Annotated in this window: 16 protein-coding genes and 1 tRNA gene; 1 reads left to right on the top strand and 16 read right to left on the bottom strand. The window is 58.1% G+C overall.

What is annotated here, in order from left to right:
• Window positions 1–94: 94 nt before the first annotated feature.
• Window positions 95–1,417, top strand: a complete 1,323-nt coding sequence (locus ACTSLZ_RS09335) for an ISL3 family transposase (RefSeq protein ID WP_443094823.1) — start codon at window positions 95–97, stop codon at window positions 1,415–1,417.
• A 274-nt stretch (window positions 1,418–1,691) separates the two neighbouring features.
• On the opposite strand, the gene ACTSLZ_RS09340 is transcribed toward ACTSLZ_RS09335, so the two are convergent.
• From ACTSLZ_RS09340 to ACTSLZ_RS09415, 16 genes are all read right to left on the bottom strand, one after another.
• Complete coding sequence (locus ACTSLZ_RS09340) at window positions 1,692–2,135, bottom strand: hypothetical protein (RefSeq protein ID WP_443094824.1); 444 nt, start codon at window positions 2,133–2,135, stop codon at window positions 1,692–1,694.
• Between the two features lie 31 nt (window positions 2,136–2,166).
• Window positions 2,167–3,099 (bottom strand): phage major capsid protein, encoded by a 933-nt coding sequence (locus ACTSLZ_RS09345; protein WP_443094825.1) that lies wholly within the window; start codon window positions 3,097–3,099, stop codon window positions 2,167–2,169.
• Window positions 3,100–3,110: 11 nt separating this feature from the next.
• The gene (locus tag ACTSLZ_RS09350; RefSeq protein ID WP_443094826.1) at window positions 3,111–3,575 is read right to left on the bottom strand and encodes a hypothetical protein; all 465 of its coding nucleotides are present in this window, start codon (window positions 3,573–3,575) and stop codon (window positions 3,111–3,113) included.
• A 73-nt stretch (window positions 3,576–3,648) separates the two neighbouring features.
• Window positions 3,649–4,449, bottom strand: a complete 801-nt coding sequence (locus ACTSLZ_RS09355) for a VG15 protein (protein WP_443094827.1) — start codon at window positions 4,447–4,449, stop codon at window positions 3,649–3,651.
• Window positions 4,418–5,944, bottom strand: coding sequence for a phage portal protein (locus ACTSLZ_RS09360; protein WP_443094828.1), 1,527 nt, complete (start codon window positions 5,942–5,944; stop codon window positions 4,418–4,420). The genes ACTSLZ_RS09355 and ACTSLZ_RS09360 overlap by 32 nt, the downstream gene beginning before the upstream one ends.
• Window positions 5,944–7,266 (bottom strand): hypothetical protein, encoded by a 1,323-nt coding sequence (locus ACTSLZ_RS09365; RefSeq protein WP_443094829.1) that lies wholly within the window; start codon window positions 7,264–7,266, stop codon window positions 5,944–5,946. Before ACTSLZ_RS09365 ends, ACTSLZ_RS09360 begins: the two co-directional genes overlap by 1 nt.
• A gap of 88 nt (window positions 7,267–7,354) precedes the next feature.
• Entirely contained in the window at window positions 7,355–7,666 is a 312-nt protein-coding gene (locus ACTSLZ_RS09370) for a hypothetical protein (RefSeq protein ID WP_443094830.1), read from the bottom strand.
• A gap of 142 nt (window positions 7,667–7,808) precedes the next feature.
• Window positions 7,809–8,126 (bottom strand): HNH endonuclease, encoded by a 318-nt coding sequence (locus ACTSLZ_RS09375; RefSeq protein WP_443094831.1) that lies wholly within the window; start codon window positions 8,124–8,126, stop codon window positions 7,809–7,811.
• Between the two features lie 618 nt (window positions 8,127–8,744).
• Entirely contained in the window at window positions 8,745–10,193 is a 1,449-nt protein-coding gene (locus tag ACTSLZ_RS09380; RefSeq protein ID WP_443094832.1) for a glycosyltransferase family 2 protein, read from the bottom strand.
• 38 nt (window positions 10,194–10,231) lie between these two features.
• A tRNA-Gln gene (locus tag ACTSLZ_RS09385) sits at window positions 10,232–10,306 on the bottom strand.
• Between the two features lie 174 nt (window positions 10,307–10,480).
• Window positions 10,481–11,062, bottom strand: coding sequence for a hypothetical protein (locus ACTSLZ_RS09390; protein WP_443094833.1), 582 nt, complete (start codon window positions 11,060–11,062; stop codon window positions 10,481–10,483).
• Window positions 11,059–11,199 (bottom strand): hypothetical protein, encoded by a 141-nt coding sequence (locus ACTSLZ_RS09395; protein ID WP_443094834.1) that lies wholly within the window; start codon window positions 11,197–11,199, stop codon window positions 11,059–11,061. The genes ACTSLZ_RS09390 and ACTSLZ_RS09395 overlap by 4 nt, the downstream gene beginning before the upstream one ends.
• The gene (locus tag ACTSLZ_RS09400; RefSeq protein WP_443094835.1) at window positions 11,196–11,576 is read right to left on the bottom strand and encodes a hypothetical protein; all 381 of its coding nucleotides are present in this window, start codon (window positions 11,574–11,576) and stop codon (window positions 11,196–11,198) included. Before ACTSLZ_RS09400 ends, ACTSLZ_RS09395 begins: the two co-directional genes overlap by 4 nt.
• 241 nt (window positions 11,577–11,817) lie before the next feature.
• The gene (locus ACTSLZ_RS09405; RefSeq protein WP_443094836.1) at window positions 11,818–14,373 is read right to left on the bottom strand and encodes an N-6 DNA methylase; all 2,556 of its coding nucleotides are present in this window, start codon (window positions 14,371–14,373) and stop codon (window positions 11,818–11,820) included.
• A 218-nt stretch (window positions 14,374–14,591) separates the two neighbouring features.
• Window positions 14,592–15,521 (bottom strand): hypothetical protein, encoded by a 930-nt coding sequence (locus tag ACTSLZ_RS09410; RefSeq protein ID WP_443094837.1) that lies wholly within the window; start codon window positions 15,519–15,521, stop codon window positions 14,592–14,594.
• Complete coding sequence (locus ACTSLZ_RS09415) at window positions 15,514–16,608, bottom strand: DNA methyltransferase (RefSeq protein WP_443094838.1); 1,095 nt, start codon at window positions 16,606–16,608, stop codon at window positions 15,514–15,516. Before ACTSLZ_RS09415 ends, ACTSLZ_RS09410 begins: the two co-directional genes overlap by 8 nt.
• Between the last annotated feature and the right edge of the window lie 25 nt (window positions 16,609–16,633).

Consider the following 16,633-nt stretch of genomic DNA (forward strand, 5'->3'; position numbering starts at 1 on the left):
GGGTAGGTGGCTGAGCGCGTCGGTCGCCGGATGAGGGTCGAGGCCTTCCGATGATGGAAGTTCTCACACTGACCATCTGCCGGAAGACCTCGACGTGCACCACGCTACCTTCGCGACCCCTGATCTGACCGTGTTCTGCCATCTCGACGAGCTCGGCCTCGTGGCCACCGGTCAGCTTTTTGAGCCGGATCGCGCGGTGATCGAGTGCCGCGTCGCCGAGCCGGATCCGTGGTGCCGGGGATGCGGTAGCCAGGCGCTCTCGCGCGGGACGGACACGCGGCGTCTCGCCCACGAGCCGTTCGGTCATCGCCCGACGACGCTGCTGGTCCGGGTCCGCCGCTACAAGTGCTCAGGATGCGGACGGTCCTGGCGTGAGGACCTCACGGCAGCGGCGCCCGAGCGAGCCAAGCTGTCCCGTAGCGGGATGCGGTGGGCGTTGGAAGCGCTCGTGATCGACCACCTCACCGTCGCCCGCGTCGCCGCCGGACTCGGTGTCGGTTGGCACACGGCGAACAACGCGGTCCTCGCTGAAGGGCGTCGAGTGCTGATCGACGATCCCGCCCGGTTCGACGGCGTCGCCGTGATCGGCGTCGACGAGCACGTCTGGCGCCACACGAGAGTCGGCGACAAGTACGTCACCGTCATCATCGACCTCACCCCGAACCGCGACAAGACCGGCCCCGCCCGTCTGCTGGACATGATCGAGGGTCGCTCGAAAGCCGTGTTCAAGACCTGGCTCGCCGCACGCCCGCAGGACTGGCGCGATGGTGTCGAGGTCGTCGCGATGGACGGGTTCACCGGCTTCAAGACCGCCGTCAGCGAGGAGCTCCCGGACGCGCAGGCGGTGATGGACCCGTTCCACGTCGTCCGCCTCGCCGGCGACGCCCTCGACACCTGCCGTCGTCGCGTCCAGCAGTGCCTGCACGGCCGGCGGGGCCGCAAAAACGATCCGCTCTACAAGGCCCGCCGCATCCTCCACACCGGCGCGCAGCTGCTCACTGACCGGCAGCAGACCCGTCTCGAGGCACTGTTCGCGGTCTCCGAGCACGTCGAGGTCGAGGCGACCTGGGGCATCTACCAGCGCGTGATCGCTGCCTACCGCGAACCCGATCGGAAGACGGCGAAGAAGCTGATGACAGCCGTCATCGATTCCGTCTCCAGCGGCGTCCCCGCCGCGCTCGTGGAGGTCCGCAAGCTCGGCCGCACGCTCAAGCAGCGCGCCGCCGACATCCTCGCGTTCTTCGACCGGCCCGGCACGTCCAACGGGCCAACAGAGGCGATCAACGGGCGCCTGGAACACCTCCGCGGCTCCGCCCTCGGATTCCGGAACCTCACGAACTACATAGCCCGATCGCTGCTCGACACCGGCGGCTTCAGGAACCACCTACACCCTCAAATGCGAAGAGCCGGATTATGACTCCAGTGCTGAAGACCACCAACCATGTGAACACGCCCAACACCCGGCAAACTCATACGATCCCGAGGGTCAATGACTGTGCCAACGGGAGCGTAAACGTCCCAGGCCTGAATACATGCATGAGGCCGATCCTGCGTAGAGGTCTGTGAGCTCTGAGTGGGTGCAATAGCGATCACGGCAACCCGTTCTTCATCGGCCCACGTATCGATCTGGTTGCGATGCCGGTCTTCGCCATAACCGGTATACCGTTCCACCAATAAGTAGCAACCAGTCATCAGCCACCTTCCGGGCAGTCGCAGGGCAAACACGTCACCGGTCCGCACCATCGGTGGCGTACTATGCCTGGCTCCTCCGGTCCCAGCGAGACTCCGAACGCAGCGGGACGGCCACCACCACCCAGGGCTTTCAGTTCCAGCTTCGTCAGGTAGAAGTCACCGTTCGGGTTCACCGGCGAGTAGGAGGCACTGAACGGGCCGGTAGCTACATGCGCGGTTTTCATTCCTACCATTTCGCTGGACCCTGCCAGCATGCCCCGCCTAGCTACCGCACACGTGATTCGCCGCAACGTCGATTCCGGAGCCTGCGCTGCCAGGGGGCACACGTCCACAATGAACTGGGAAACATCCTCCAAAATGGTTTGAGCCCATTCCTGCCCACCGGGCGGGAAGTCCGGCCACCGGTTCTTCAAATCATCAATGGTGGCAAAAGGCATCTTCATGGCTGATCCACCTTTCAGTGTTGCCGGGCGCTCAGGACCCAGCCGCAGGAACCACGATTTTGGAAAAACGCTCCACGAAGGCATACCAGCCGTAAACGATCTCCAGACGCAACGCGATCTGGTTCTTGCGCTTGAGGTCACCCTGACCGTCCGGGTCACCGGTCGTAATCAGCTCCAGTGGCAACTCTCGCTGAATGCCCCACCGGATACCGTTTTTGAAGTCACCGACGATACCTCGCACCCCAGTGTCCTTCGTTTCGGGTGTACCGGCTACAGTGTTGCCCTGAGCTGCATTAATACCCATAAACTGACTGATACTGGTGCCCAGACCCAGGTTCGGGTAACGCTGAACACCTGAGGGGGACCCGTCTGCATTCTTGGTCTGCAGATTCGACAGGGCCCACGTCAGTCGCGGGTCGACCGCGAACCCGTTGACGTCTACCGGGGTCTGCTGCTCGATGAGCAGCCCCGCTGCTTGGCGGAAGACCTGGTCAGCTTCGGCCTTGGGGGAAAGTTTTACCGTCTTAGTGGTCGCGCAAATGTAATTATCCCACGCATGAAGCACTTCACCTGTCAAAGGCTGAACTCGGTGATACATGCCCAAATCCAGGGCCCTAGACAGCGCCTCAGCACCCTTATTCGCGAGCTGGTTGAGGATGTCCAACTGGTAGTCTTCGTCCATCCACTGGACTTCCTGGTTGAACCGCATCGTGACCTGGGCCTTATGCGGCTTTGCGGTCACCGCGCCGAAGCCGCCAGTGGTCGGGGATTTGTCCTGGCCTTCGCCAACGAATTCGGCACGCGGAAAATCGTCGAAGGTAATGTAATCAACGTTGCCAAACTTCATGGGTTCCTGGCCGGAGAGCTGGGCGATCGTCGACAAGGTTTGTGCGCGAGTGATCATACCATCAGCGATCTCACGAGGCATCAGGATTTTGGATTCTTTAGTACTAAAAACAGACATAGGAACTCCTACTAGTTAGTAAACAGGTTTTTGACAGCTTCACGAGCCGGGTCATCACGCACTGTCTCGTATGGCGCCCGCCCGTTAGAGGGGACGTTAGGCACCGCAGGGAAATATTTTCTGATTGAGGTGGCATGAGCTTGGATTTCTTCTGCGCTCTCTCCGCGCAGCAGATCGGCGTCCAGGCCGAACTCAGCAGCAATATCATTTCGCAGCTGCCGAAGCTTCTGGTCCTGTTCCATGACACGGATCCGCTCCACGAGCTCGTCCCGCTCAACGGTCAACGCCTGAGCCTGATCGGCACGTTGTTTGTACTCATCGAGACCGGAAAACTTCTCCCGCTCCTGAGCCACTCGAGACTGCACCAGGTTCTCTAGGTCTTCCAGAGTTTGTGGAAGCGTCGCCTGCAACTGGTCCGATTCATTGCCCTCCCCAGAGCTCGTTTCATTAGTCTCATTGGGTTCATTCTCAGCCATGCTGACCTCCTTATCAGTGCGCTTCCGCGCAGATCAAAAACGGGCACACCTCACCACGGCAGCCCGCATACTTTTAGGTGCCCATCGAAGTTCGCATCAGGTTCAAAATCATCTTTTGCTTCTGTTGGGCCGTCATAACCCCTGCTTCCTCAGCCTGGTCGCGGGCGTGCTGGTAAATCTCGAAGTGCGACTGTGCGGCATGGTCTAGTTCGACCTGGTTGCCCTCAGCCAACGGCACAGCAATGCACTGGCACTTGTCATGAAATTTTTCTCCTGCCCGACGCGAGGCTCTCATCCCGTCACCACGGCCATCAGCACCAGGTTTGAGGATTGGGCGTCCATCATTACGGAACCGGCCCGTTAGCTTCGACTCGGTGCCCTCGGGCCCACTACCTGCATACAACGCTTGCCGTTCTGAGCAATATTGAGCCCCACGGGAGGCCAACATGGCGCAGAATGCGCAACATCCGGGCCTAGCAACGCGCTGATAGTAGGCCATCCCGGCCCGCTGACCACCACCGGCCACCGTGTCAAAGGCCACCTCAGTCAGTCTGCGAGTAAACCCACCCGCCAGGAAATCGATGAACAGCCTCGACGCATTCTCCTGCGCCAGACTCCGTGCCGTAGCGACACCAATCAATGCCCGCCACGACGCTGGAGGGTCTGGATCAGCCTGCCAGAACCCGTCCACGGCAAGGTTCTGGCAGGCCCCGGCTTCTTGGACGAACCGTGCCGCCACCGAACTCGCCGCTCCCTGATAGGTGGCCCCTAACTCCGGCAGGACACGCATGAGCGATTCGGACCGGTCTTCGCCAGGAAGACTGTTGCAAGTGTCAACCAGGCTAGTTAGGTCCGCCAGGCCTGCGTCGTTCACGGTGCCCAGCAGACGACGGTACCCCTCGGTCAGTTCCCGCGAAAGAATCATCGTTCACCGCCTCAGGACTATCCGTGCCCGCCGTAGATTCAGCAGGCACTTGTGGGTTTGTCTGTGCACCTAACCGAGAAATCAGGTCTCCCACCTGCGCTGACTGCGCATCAGCTTTGACACGCTCCACCTCGGCGTCAGTGAACATTCGCTCCATCAACACTGGCCACTTCGCCAGCTCAGACATCGACGAAGCAATCTTCTGGATACCATCGGCTTCCGAGAACATGGACCCATGCTCCGGATCAACGAAACGGACAGAGAGCTTCCAAAAATTCTCCGGCACACGCAGCCCACCGGCAGATGACGCCAAAAACGCCAGGGCAGCGACCTCTTTAACCGCATACGGAAAAATATTGTTGTTGTGGTTAGAAACATCAACCAACAAATCATGCTCGGCAGCTCGGATCGCCTCAGCCGAGGCTGGTTGATCATGAATCACACCCAACGATGACGGAGGAATAGAGGTCTCACCGCTAAAAGCCATCGCCAAGGTACGCAACATATCCGCATGAGGATTCATCGATGCCTGCCGCAACTGTGTCAGCTCTGGCCTGTCCCCATCAGCATCCTTCGACAAAGCAATCAGCCGGTCCGCCGCCAACCGGAACTTCTCGTTCTTCGACAGCCCATGACCGGCAAAGGTCTCCCTGTCCACCCCCAGAAGAGCCAGCTGCGGAGAGGAATAGAATTCAGCGTTCGTCTCCATGCGCGCCAGAGTACGAACCGCCATGTCATTGAGCCGCATCGCCGATTTCGTCAAACGAGATCGCCCCATCGGAGCATCCAGTTCCGGACAAGAAAGCACCGGCACTACCTGAACACGGCCCAAATGATGCATCACAGTCCGACCTGTCCAAGTACTGCCCCGAACCTGTTGGCAAGTGATCGTTCGATCCAACAAATACACGACAAACATCGTAGGTTTCCCATCAACATCAACGTCAGCGATCGTCAATGCCGAACGTAGCCGTCGCAATCTTTTATCCCAGACCCCTGCAGCCTCTTCCGCCGAATGGCCAACAATCTGAACCGGGCAGTCCCCTTCCGGATCCGAGTCCACGCTTATAAACGCCACACCGTGCTTATACGCTGAGTAAACCGCCTGCCCGAACTCCGAAGCAAAACGGTTCGCATCGAAAATAGCGTTCAACCCAAATGGGTCATCCACACCGGGAAGACGTAGCCCTTCAAGCTGTGTCCTCATCGCAGGCTTCTTCACTGCCTGCGCCGACCATCCCAATACGTGCTTCGCGGCCTGAATCGCTGGAGGAACACCGATACCGAGGTCGATGAAAGCCTGCTCCGAATCACAGTAAAGAGTCCGCGTCCTATTGGCCGAATAATGCCTCGAGTACACCGTCAACAAGTCTTTGACCTGCTGAGCCACTTCATCAGACAACTCCGGAACACGAAGCTGTCTGACCTCATCAACAGTGAACATCACAAAAACACCTGTTTCCTACCCGGCCTACGTGTTGTCGTTCTTGCGCCCCAGTACGCCAACGTCACCGCATCCACAAAACTGACGTTGCCGTCCTGGCTGATCGGTTCCCACCCAAAACCGCCGGCAGTACCAATCGGGCGACGAGAGGCATCCCTGATTTGAGCGTCCAACTCGACTTGCCCCGAATGCGACACCAACCCTTCAGCAACAGCCTGAAGAAACATCGCATGAGCGGTCACAGCTTGATCTACCGTCGGCGTGATAATCGCAGTCGCCGATACGCCCTCGTCACGTAAAGCTTGAGCCAAGAACCCAACACCTGCCCGACCGTCGATCACAAAACAGGCCGCCGTATCCTGACGTGCCGACAAAAACTCAACCAGCCAAGCAACCCCCTCCGAAACCGGGCGTAGCTCAACGGCCTCCACATGGATATCCCCGATCTCCGGCCTCAACGCAGCCCCCAAACTCACATGAGACCCATCAGCGGAGAACTTCACCCCAAAGACAGCCACCCCACCCAACGGAGCCGGAACATGACAAGCCCGCCACCGAACCATGTCAAAGGCACGATCAGTAACAGACTCGCGATCCCAAATACCCAAGCCTTCGCGCCTAAACGACTCAGCCGAGCCAAGCAACTTCCGCATACGCAAAATCGAAGTCTCAGAAGTTCGATGAGGAAACGACGGATTAGCTTTCGCCCACTGGGCCCGGTCATCAGGGCATGCATCCTGATCCGCCGAAAACTCGACAAAGAGAACATCCTCATCCTCACCCGACAACGCCGCCTCACGACGGTTCGAAAACACCTCGCCAGGATCCCCCGGACGCGGAGGCGTACCCATCATCAGCACAAGACCATTCGGTGCAGCATTGGTCGCCGGGACCATGTCCTCCATCGCTTTTTCGGACAGAATCTGAGCTTCATCCAAAACCAAAATGTCGACCTTCGCAAAGCCACGGCCAAAACCGTTCTCGCGAGCTCCAAACAAAATGCGAGACCCGTTGCCGAACTCAACGGCCTCAGTGCCGGCCCCCGTCAGCACCCGCCTGATAAACGGAGCAACAGCGGGTTTATGAGCCAGCGTCTGCATAGTACGGAACGTTTCGTTATGGGTCTTCACTCGATGCGCCGACCACAAAACCAACGTGTCAGGATTCGCAGAACACAACGCGAAAACCAGGCCCGCAACGTCATACGTCTTACCCGATTGGCGAGCAATCGAAAGAACAACACCACCGATACCGCAGGCATACTGACCATCAGCACGTTTCCCGAGAATCGCCTGATTCAGCCCCACCTGCCACTGGTCCAACGGGTAGTCCATCCGGGCCAGCTGACGGGCTACACCCGGCCAACCAGTCGTCACAATCCCCGACGGCAGTATCACATGACGAGCAACCTCAGATAGCTTGCGGTCTCCACTCTGTCTCGGCAACACCATAACCAGTGTCTACCCCCTCAGCAACACGACGTTCAGCCTCCTGGACCTCAAGTTCTTCGATATCCTTCGACATATCCGACAGTCGCTTAGTCAACGACGCCAGATCACGCCCACCAACGGAACCATCATCCAAATGGGCCGCGATCATTCGCCGCATAGCCTTCAACTCATCCAACCGCGACCCACTCTCGGCGGCTTCAGAGACCGTCAGAGGACGTTTTTTCTCCCCATCGTCAACGCAACGCAAGTTCTTAGATGCTGATACCACCACAACCTCCTCAACGGTTCCCACATGGTGGAAACGTCTGAAAATATATCGCAATGCCCGGGGGGCTTGATTTTCATCACATGGGACCGGGTTATGCCCCATTCATACGCTGTTTTGGGTATCGCATTGGGGTGACCTACGTGTGTCACCAGGCAACTTTCCCGGCCGGGCGTACCGGGTGAATAACACCCCTATTTTTTGCCCTCCTGGATGCACCCAATATGCCGCCCCGTCTCTGATTACACAACCGACAAATAATACGAATGTTTTCCAGGGTGTCCGGTCCGCCTTCTGCGTGGGCGATGATGTGGTCGGCTTCGGCGCTATTGGGGTGGCCTGGGTAGGTGAAGTCGAGGGGTGTTCGGCAGAGGGGGCATTGTGTTAGGTCGTGTTCGAGTGCCCTGGTGCGGGCTTGTTGCACGAGCCGTAGCCATTTTCTTGTTCCGGTTCGTGATGTGGTCATGCGGTGTTTATTTTTTGGGCTGTTGTGGTTGGAGGCGGTCTTCGTGGTTTGGGTTTGCGTGGGGTGGGTTCCATGCGACGCGGCCTGGTTGTCTTGGTATCCCGTCGGGGTGTGTTTCGACTGGTGTTCCGTCCGTGTGATCGACCAGTGAGGGGATCGTGTACAGGACGTCTTGTCCCCATGCGTCACCGATAGCGTAGTCAGCTGGGCCTTCTTTGAGGGAGGCGAGGACTGTGGGGATATTCGTTGGTGGGATGCTGTAGCACAGGCCGTGTATCAGTTGGGGTAGCCGGATGTGGTTGTTGGTTGTGGTGGCTAATTCCCGTTCGATGATTTGTTGCCATTGTGGGGGTCTGCCTCTGCCCAGGTACCCGGAGATCAGCGCGTGTGGGAACCGGTGCCCCCAGTCCAGGGCCAGCTGGTTGAATGCTGGGCCCGGGAGGGCGTCGTCTTCGAGTACCCACACCCGGTCCTCTGTTGTCGCTGCCCAGTGCAGGGCGCGCCGGTGGTTCCACAGGGACCCGTGGTTACCGGGATCGACGAATACCTTCGACGCGCCCACGGTTTTTGCCAGTGCTGTTGTTTGGGCTGTGCGGGTGTGGTGTGCGATGATCACGGTTACCGGTGCTGAAACCATGCGTATTCCTTCCCGAGCCCGTCGGTTTTGAACACGGTGTGCACTTGTGGGCCTGTAACAAGTTCTTGGTTGAAGTGCTGGTAGCCGACCATGTTGAACGCTGCCATGTCGCCGGTCTCTGGGGTGGAGTGGTCGTTGCCCCAGAATCTTTCGGCTTCCAGGTCGAAGAAGAACCGGGTGATTTTGTGGGCGTAGTCGGCGACATCGGCTCTGTCACCGCCCAGTAGGCCAGCGTTGAGCATGGTCGCGTGTTGGTGGGTTGCTAGGAACTCTTGGTATGTCGGTGACGGGTGGTTCGTGACCATCCAGTGGTCGTCCAAGGTTTTCGGTTCCGAGCCCACATAAACCTGGCCCGGTGTCATTTGCTCCCAAGGCGGCCGCAGCATCACCACGTCAGTGCCGTCAGTAACCCAGGCCTGGGTGATATCGGTGTTTCCGCGCAAGTACTGGTAGGCAAGAAGCCAGCGCCGGTAGTACGGGTTAGTTTCCGTTGCCGGGACACGGATGACGGTGACCCCGTCCAGGGGTTCGACCTCGTGGTCGACGAACACGACAGGTTCTGCGTCCTGGACGGATTCGGCCCATGTTTTGATGCTGGCCAGGTCCCCGTCCATGCGGGTTCCACGTTGCGGGTCCAGGGTGGCGGTGAGCAGGGAAGTGATCACTACCCGACGCGGGGCCGGTGGGCAGTAGCCCTGGTACCAGGTCCGCATCCGTTGGTTGTGGATCGTCGCGTTGGTCGCGGCCAGGTTGGCCCGCTCGTCATCTGCTACTGCCCGGGTGACTTGCTCGTGCTCGTCGAGTGAGTAAATAAGTTCATCGCCGTGGGCGACGTCAGCGAAACGGAAACTGGTCAGGCCGGCGTGGTAGATCCGGTTGGACCAGTCCCCGTGTTCCCATCCCCATCTGCCGTAGATTGTGTCCATCCCGCCGACAGTTTCGACGACTTTGCGTGTGGCATAGAGCATCACTCCACGCGGGCCGGTGTAGGCCATGGTCTGCCCGTCGTTGTAGAGGCATTCGATATCACCAAGTTTCCTGGTCCCCGACAGGTCGGGGAAGATCCGCATCAGATGCGGTTCCGGATGATTGATGTAGGTTTGGGCCCAGTTGTTTTTAATGGGGTAAGCGTCATCGTCGAACAGGAACAGGTGCTCGCATCCAGCGCCCATAAGCGCGGCAATACCTGCATTCTTGGCCGCTGCGATCCCTTCAGGGGTGGGGTGGCGAATCAGGTGCACGCCTTCAGGGACCACGACTGGGGTCTCTGATCCGTCATCAACAACGACGATCCAAGCATCAGGGGTGTGTTCGGTAATCTTCGCCAGGGTTCTTGCTAGTATGTCGTGGCGGTTCTGGGTGGATATGGTGATGCCGATACTGTCGCCACCAGCGGGTGCGTAGTCGACCCCGTCAATCGAAACTCGCATACCACCCCTGCTTTGTTTGTGGTTGTGTTCGTTCGTACTGGCATAGCCCCCAGGATTCGAACCTGGACTGACGGGACCAAAACCCGTCGTGCTGCCGGTTACACCAGAGCTATCCGCGCCGTAGAGGCTTGCCAAACTGCGTTAACGCAGAATGGCCCCGCCTACGTGATGTAGACGGGGCCTTCCTGACAACCCATGACCAACAAGAAAAGCCCCCACTTTGTGGGGGCTTGAAAGGAACAGCCGACCTATAATTGGGCACACCAAGAACAGGTGATTTAAGCATATCACACAGGTCTGATAGTCCTGGCAAGTTCCCTCATCGCGTCCAGTCCTTCCCATACTGCCAGGCAGTTAGCGCACGATGCGTATGTTTTCGATTGCACCCTGGTCACCGCGGCCTGCCAGATGTTCTCCCCATCGCTTTCCACCACGATCTCGTATTCCCCGCATTCAGGGCATCTACCGATCACATCTGCACGAGATTCGTCTAAGGCTCGGATTTGTCGGTTCCAGTTGGTCACCCAAGCCAAGCACTCGGCGGCTTCGTCTGGGGTTTTCTCGACGGTCTTAGCCCAATCTTGGATTCTCTCGGATAGTGGCGTCCGGGCCACTGCGCTGATTCCGTATCCTCGCCAGTGGTCGTTGGTAACGGTAACGATGTGTTCCCAGAGGTTGAGGGCGTTGAAGGAGATAAGCCCTTTTGGTCCGCTCGCTCCGGCCCCGGTTCCCCGGTTCGCGGTGAATGCTTCCCTGAGCTGCTTGAGTAGCGCGTATTCTTCGACCAGGTTAAAGGTTTTTCCGGTCTCGTCCGGGTTGACCTTGTGGTCCTCGGTCAGCACGTGCACTGCTTCGGATAGTGCAGTCATGGTGTCTCCTCGTGTTCAGTGATCCAGGTGTTAAGTTCGTCCAAGGTGTCGAACGCGGCGGCCGCTCCGCATTCGCATTTCCCGGCATGCAGACCGGCACCGGGCCATTGCGCCCAATCAGTGATGCGGTGGTTCATTCGGTGCTCCTAACTACGATCCTCAAACCCGGGTTGTCCTTGTCCTTGCCGCCGTGGTGGAGGAATGGGCCGGATACGTGCTTGTAGTCGTCGTCTTCAACCAGGCCGGCGTCCACGAGTCCATCAACGCAGGCTTTCGCGGTCGGGTACCGGTTGCCAGGGTCGTACCTGCGGTTAGTAGCCATGTGGACGTAGACGTCGATCCTGGCGTGTTCCATGAGGACAGGCGACCCGGACTCGATCGCGAGACGGGAGGTTTCTTCTCGCCATGCTTTGGTGCGTTGGCTGATTGCCATGCGGGCGCCACGACTGGTCGTGTGCTCGTTGGCGCTGATCCACTTCTTGGACCCGAGCGGGACGAACAGTTCGTAGGTCATGTGCCCTCCTTGTTGTTCCGGTTACCGAGTTGTCGGATGATGCTCATTCGTTTTGCCGTTCAGCGTCGGGCATGCCTTCCACGTACTTGCGGAAGGCCTCGACCTGGGCGTCGTCTGCTTCGCCAAGGGGTTTCATCTGGATCTCCTTAAATGCGGGTGCCCGCACACCATTGAGTGACGTGCCGGCACAAAAAAGGCCGCCTTATAAGGCGACCTCTAAAAATATTTGGTTTTAGATCATCTAACTTCTGATTTTTCCTACAACAATCCGATCGATACTCCTTTCAGCGCGTGCCCTCAAGTTACGTCCGTACTCAGTCATCCCCTCCCAGTCGACGACCTGCACACCAGAGTCGTCGGTCGCGACGGGAACCATTACCCGGGTCGCCTTGAGGCGGTCCAGCGATGCACCGTTACCCCACGCAAACTTGTGCATCTGATCTCGCAACGCAGCGACAAGTAGAGGGGCATTCAGCACGTTCAGCTCCGGGTGCCTCAAAACCTGAATCTCCTTGCTCGTGTAGAAGTCCGTCGGCTGGTAAAAAACGGTCGAAGTCGACACACCAATGGTGATCGCGTTCCCGGCATTCGGCGCATCAAACCCCTGGTGTGGAAGGAACGATCCGATGCCGTTTCCGCCACCTGAACGAGCGACGTACGGGACTGCCGGAGCGCCACGCACCCGAGCTTTACTCAGGTCAAACCACTTCCCGGCAGCCTTCATCGTTTCGAAGACATCCGTGATGAACATTGGCTCGAACCTCAGATCCGGGAGGTCCGCGTCAGCGACGACGCCCTCCTCGACAAGAGCCTCGGCTTCGTCCACTGCCAGGGCAGGCGTAATGAGGTCACCAAGTCCGTGGGTGTGCATGTCGACCTGCCAGGTGAGGTAGTCAGCAACCGTCGCGTAGAAATCCTCGTAACTGGGTGGCTGATCGTTGAAGTAGAAGTAGCTGTGCTGCCACTCATCGGATGCCGTGACCTCGGAGCGCACCACGAATGACGTGTCATCGGGTACGCCGTCCCGGATGACCTCCAGCAGGTGCTTGCGCCGGTCAGCGGCGCGCCCGTCGTCTACCAGACCGACATGCTGGCGGACCCTGTAACCATCGGCCTTGAAGTCGACGAAGGCTGTCTTCTTCGTCTCAGGGTGCGGCACCCCAGCGGTGAAGAGCGCAATCACGACGTGAGTACCCACGCCGTGGAAGGTGTCCGGATTCATCGTGAGTACGGCGTCTAACGTGTGGTGCTTGAGGATCTTCGCCTTAAGATCCCTGTCCTCCTTAGTCTTCCCGACCATGGCGGACTGGGGGACGATCGCGGCGAGGCGGCCCCGGACCTCCAGCTGCGAGAGGGCTCGCTCGATGAAGGACAGCTCGGACAGATGCCGCGTCATCTTATCCTTCGACTGCGAGTACGGCGGGTTCATCAGAACCTTAGTGAACCCCTCCAGACGACCGGGGCGCTCGGGGTTGTACGGGAAGAAATCGTCCCGGGTGGCGTCGAAGAAGCTCCGACGCTGGAAGTTCGCCTTACCGTCACCACGCAGGATCATGTTCGTGGTACCGACCGCGAAGAGCCTGTCTTGGAGCTCGACGCCGTGGAGCTGGAACTTTTTGATCTCATTGAGGTGATTGACGAGCCGGTCGGGCTTATGGTTGTAGCGCTTCTCCGCATCACCAAACATGCGACGCATCGCGGCAATGAGGAAGGCTCCGGAACCAGCGGTTGGGTCGAGCACCACGTCGTCGCTGTTGACGTCGATCAGCTCGGCCATGAGGTCAGTAATGTGATGCGGCGTGAGCACGATTCCTAGCGAGTTTCCGTCGGAACCGCCGTACTTGACGAACTCCCCGTAGAAGTTACCCAGCACATCGAACGCAGAGTGTGAAGGAGATGAGACGGCCTCGAAGACTTCGTGGTCGAGAATCTCCGTGAAATGCTGGAGCGGAGTCTTGCCAAGGTCTCGGTTTCGCTGGTTCAGCAGCACGTGGCGCTTGATATATGAGAAGCGGTCAAGCATGATTCCGATTTTCTGCTTCGGGCCAAGGTCAGCCTCCGAGCTCTCCAAGAACTCTTTAGCCGCATTGTAGACCTTTTCGCCGTCGCGGTACCCGCTTCGCTGATCCCCGGTGAGGTCTTCGAGTAGTTCGGGCCGATACTTCAACGCAAGCAGGATAGCGGAGACCAGCGTCGCTTTGTTTTCGTTCTCCAGGGAAGCGTAGTTGCGCATCCCTTCGTGGAGGTTGGCTGCCACCTTACGTATCTCGCGGACTTCTCGCTCTTCACGTGGAAGCTCACCCAACACTGCGACTCTGTAATATTCATCGATGCTGTCTTCAGCGAATGGGGCTAGCGTTTCGAGGTTGGCTAGTTCTTTGAGTTCACCGTTGGCTCCCACAGAAACGCAGGTCATATCGTAGTGACTCTCGCTCCCAGCAACACCTACACCGAAGACCCTCTTTTTGGTTTTTGAAGCAAGATGTTTGGCGTAGTGGGCCGCACCGTTGAGCGCGTACCCCGGGCAGGAGTCAGGCGTACACACGATGTTGTTGTCGTCTTCGCGCAAGGCCGAATCCTCATAGCTCCACTTATCTTCGATGACGAGAAGGAACTCTCCGGTCTCAATGAGGAATTCTGGTTGTCCGCGTTTGCCAGTATGGCGTTTCGATGCGCCTTCGAGGGCGTCGTAGATGTATGCGGGCGCATCGGAGCAACTCTTCTCCCAGGGCCGGGGGTGGCCGATTTCACGGAGCATGTCGCGGACGAACTGGTCTGTGGTGGGTTCGTTGGCCATCTGGGCCTCCTTGGGTGGTTGGGGTGCACCGTTCATTGAATCAGATGCTTCATTGCAGGATCGCATTTGGGTTGGGTGGATGCGTTGGGTCATGGGTTCCTCTGATTGACCCCGGCCCGGAGGTGGCCGGGGCACGAAAAAGGCCGCCCGAGTTGGGCGGCCCGCATCGATATCAGTTTTGACTAAATAAACGATCAATCATCCGAAGGCGTCAGGTGCTATAGCAATAAGTTCTCAATATCGTCCAACGCAGACAGTATCCGTGCTGCAATGTCGGGTGCCAATTCCTGATTTTTTATGTCCAGCCTCCGTTGTAGTTCATTCGCGATGAAATCTGGGTCAACATTATCCTTGTGCAGCTGCAGGAATTTAACCCATGAATCGGCCGCGATTCCGAGAATTGGAACGCTCATGGTGTCTTGGATGAATGTGTCCATGAGGGGCCTAGAACGAGGGAGCCGCCCGTAATTTTTGCCACCATCGTACGCCGGTATTGCTGTCACCCTGTCCGCCTTGGTCGGGTACGGAGCTGCGTCCTCGGGGTAGTCGATCGAGGTGTCATGGCTAGAGGTGCGCAAGTGCTGCCACCAATAGTCTCGCCATTCAGCGGCGTAGCGGGCAGATTCGACCCAGGGCGCGACAACCATGGCTTCACCGCTGACAGCACTTGAGAGGTGCCACGGAACGACGCATACCAAATCGAAGTCAGTACACGCATCGGGTGAAACCTGATACCGCAATGATGGAACACCCTCTTTAGCGAGCATCCACCAGCCTTTGAGTTCGATCCCTAAGGCAATATTTTCCTGTGTAGTCGAACTACGATCAACTAGCCGCACATCAGGAAAGGCCTGATTGGAGCGTTCGAACTTGTATGTTGACCACTCATTATCCGGATCCCATATAGGGCGTAAGGCGTTCAGTGTGCGCACAACTTCAAGTTCAATACCTGCGCCGAGAAACGTATTTAAATTGAACAGATCCGTGGCGGCGACGCCACTTACGTTGTGTTTGAACCGGAATTCACCGGGAAGCGCAAGGAGCGCCGCTCGAATTCCATTTTGCAAAGACGTACGTGGGTCATCATCGGCGAGTTGTGGCCGTGTAGGCGGCTCGGTCCGACGGTTCGATTCATTGGGTTCAACCATAGTGCAACTGTCTCACGTTTGCTTGGTCGGGACCTCCACCTAGCAAGTAGGTTTCCTCAGCGTCGTTAGTCGCAGCCTCGCTAGCGACCACCAATCGCTCCCCCGCCAGCTCCGCGAAATACGGGTCCAGTTCAGCAAAACAAGCTTTCCTCCCGAGGGCAACAGCTGCGACAGACCCTGTTCCGAGACCGCCGAACGGCTCCCATACTACGTCCCCTGGGCCTGTAGTTGCGTGGATGATCCGCTCCATGAGTTCGAGCGGTTTTTGATTCAGGTGCGTTGTGCTCGCTTTAGTCGGCTTGTAAACACGGGGAGCTGACCGTTTCATGGAGCCCTTCATCCGTTCCCGATCGTGGAGCGGAGGCCGGGTCCACACATTTGTTAAGCCATGAACATGGTTCCATGGATACCTGTACGAGTCCCACTCCGTTGCACGCACAGATCTAATGCCATCGAGCGAGAAGTAGGGCCGTTTGCTTTCAAAGCCATTTTCGTTGCAGTACTCTGCCATAGCCTCTACAGCCTCTCCTGGAGGCCAGTACCAGAGCCAGTCGCTGGTTAGGTATTTCCGTGTCGCCGCGTTCTTGACCCCGCATGCCTCGTTGGCTAGATACATCGGCAGGCCTGATCGTTTCCACTCATTCCGTAGCCACGCTTGTGCATCGAGAGTATCCTGTTGGACTTTAACCTCGAAGCGACGTTGGTACATAACGCAGACTTCAGTCACCACTGGGAATCGACGAATGGTGCGGCCGTTGACGTTTCCTGCGATGTGGCTGAGACCTTTGTCCCAAGTGACTGTCTGGACGTAGTCCCAACCGTGATCTCTAAGCTCCGGGTGTACGGTTGCCCAGCCTACCTCCGTCCCCCAGAACCAGAGGACAGTGCCAGGGCGGGACGCTTCCGTCCACGCTTTTATGTGGGGCAAATACCATTCCTGGAGACCTGCTTCATCTGTTGTGTCACCGTGGAAGCCGCGCACCCCATATGCGCCGTCGCTTATGATGCAGTCTGGTCTGGGCCAGGAGTCGTAGGCATCTTGCGCGTCTCCGACATGGATTGTGTAGTTGCTGGAATTTTCGTTCATGGGTCCTTCTGGTTCCTTGCCATTC

The organism is Rothia koreensis, from assembly GCF_052232265.1.
Classification (GTDB): domain Bacteria; phylum Actinomycetota; class Actinomycetes; order Actinomycetales; family Micrococcaceae; genus Rothia; species Rothia koreensis.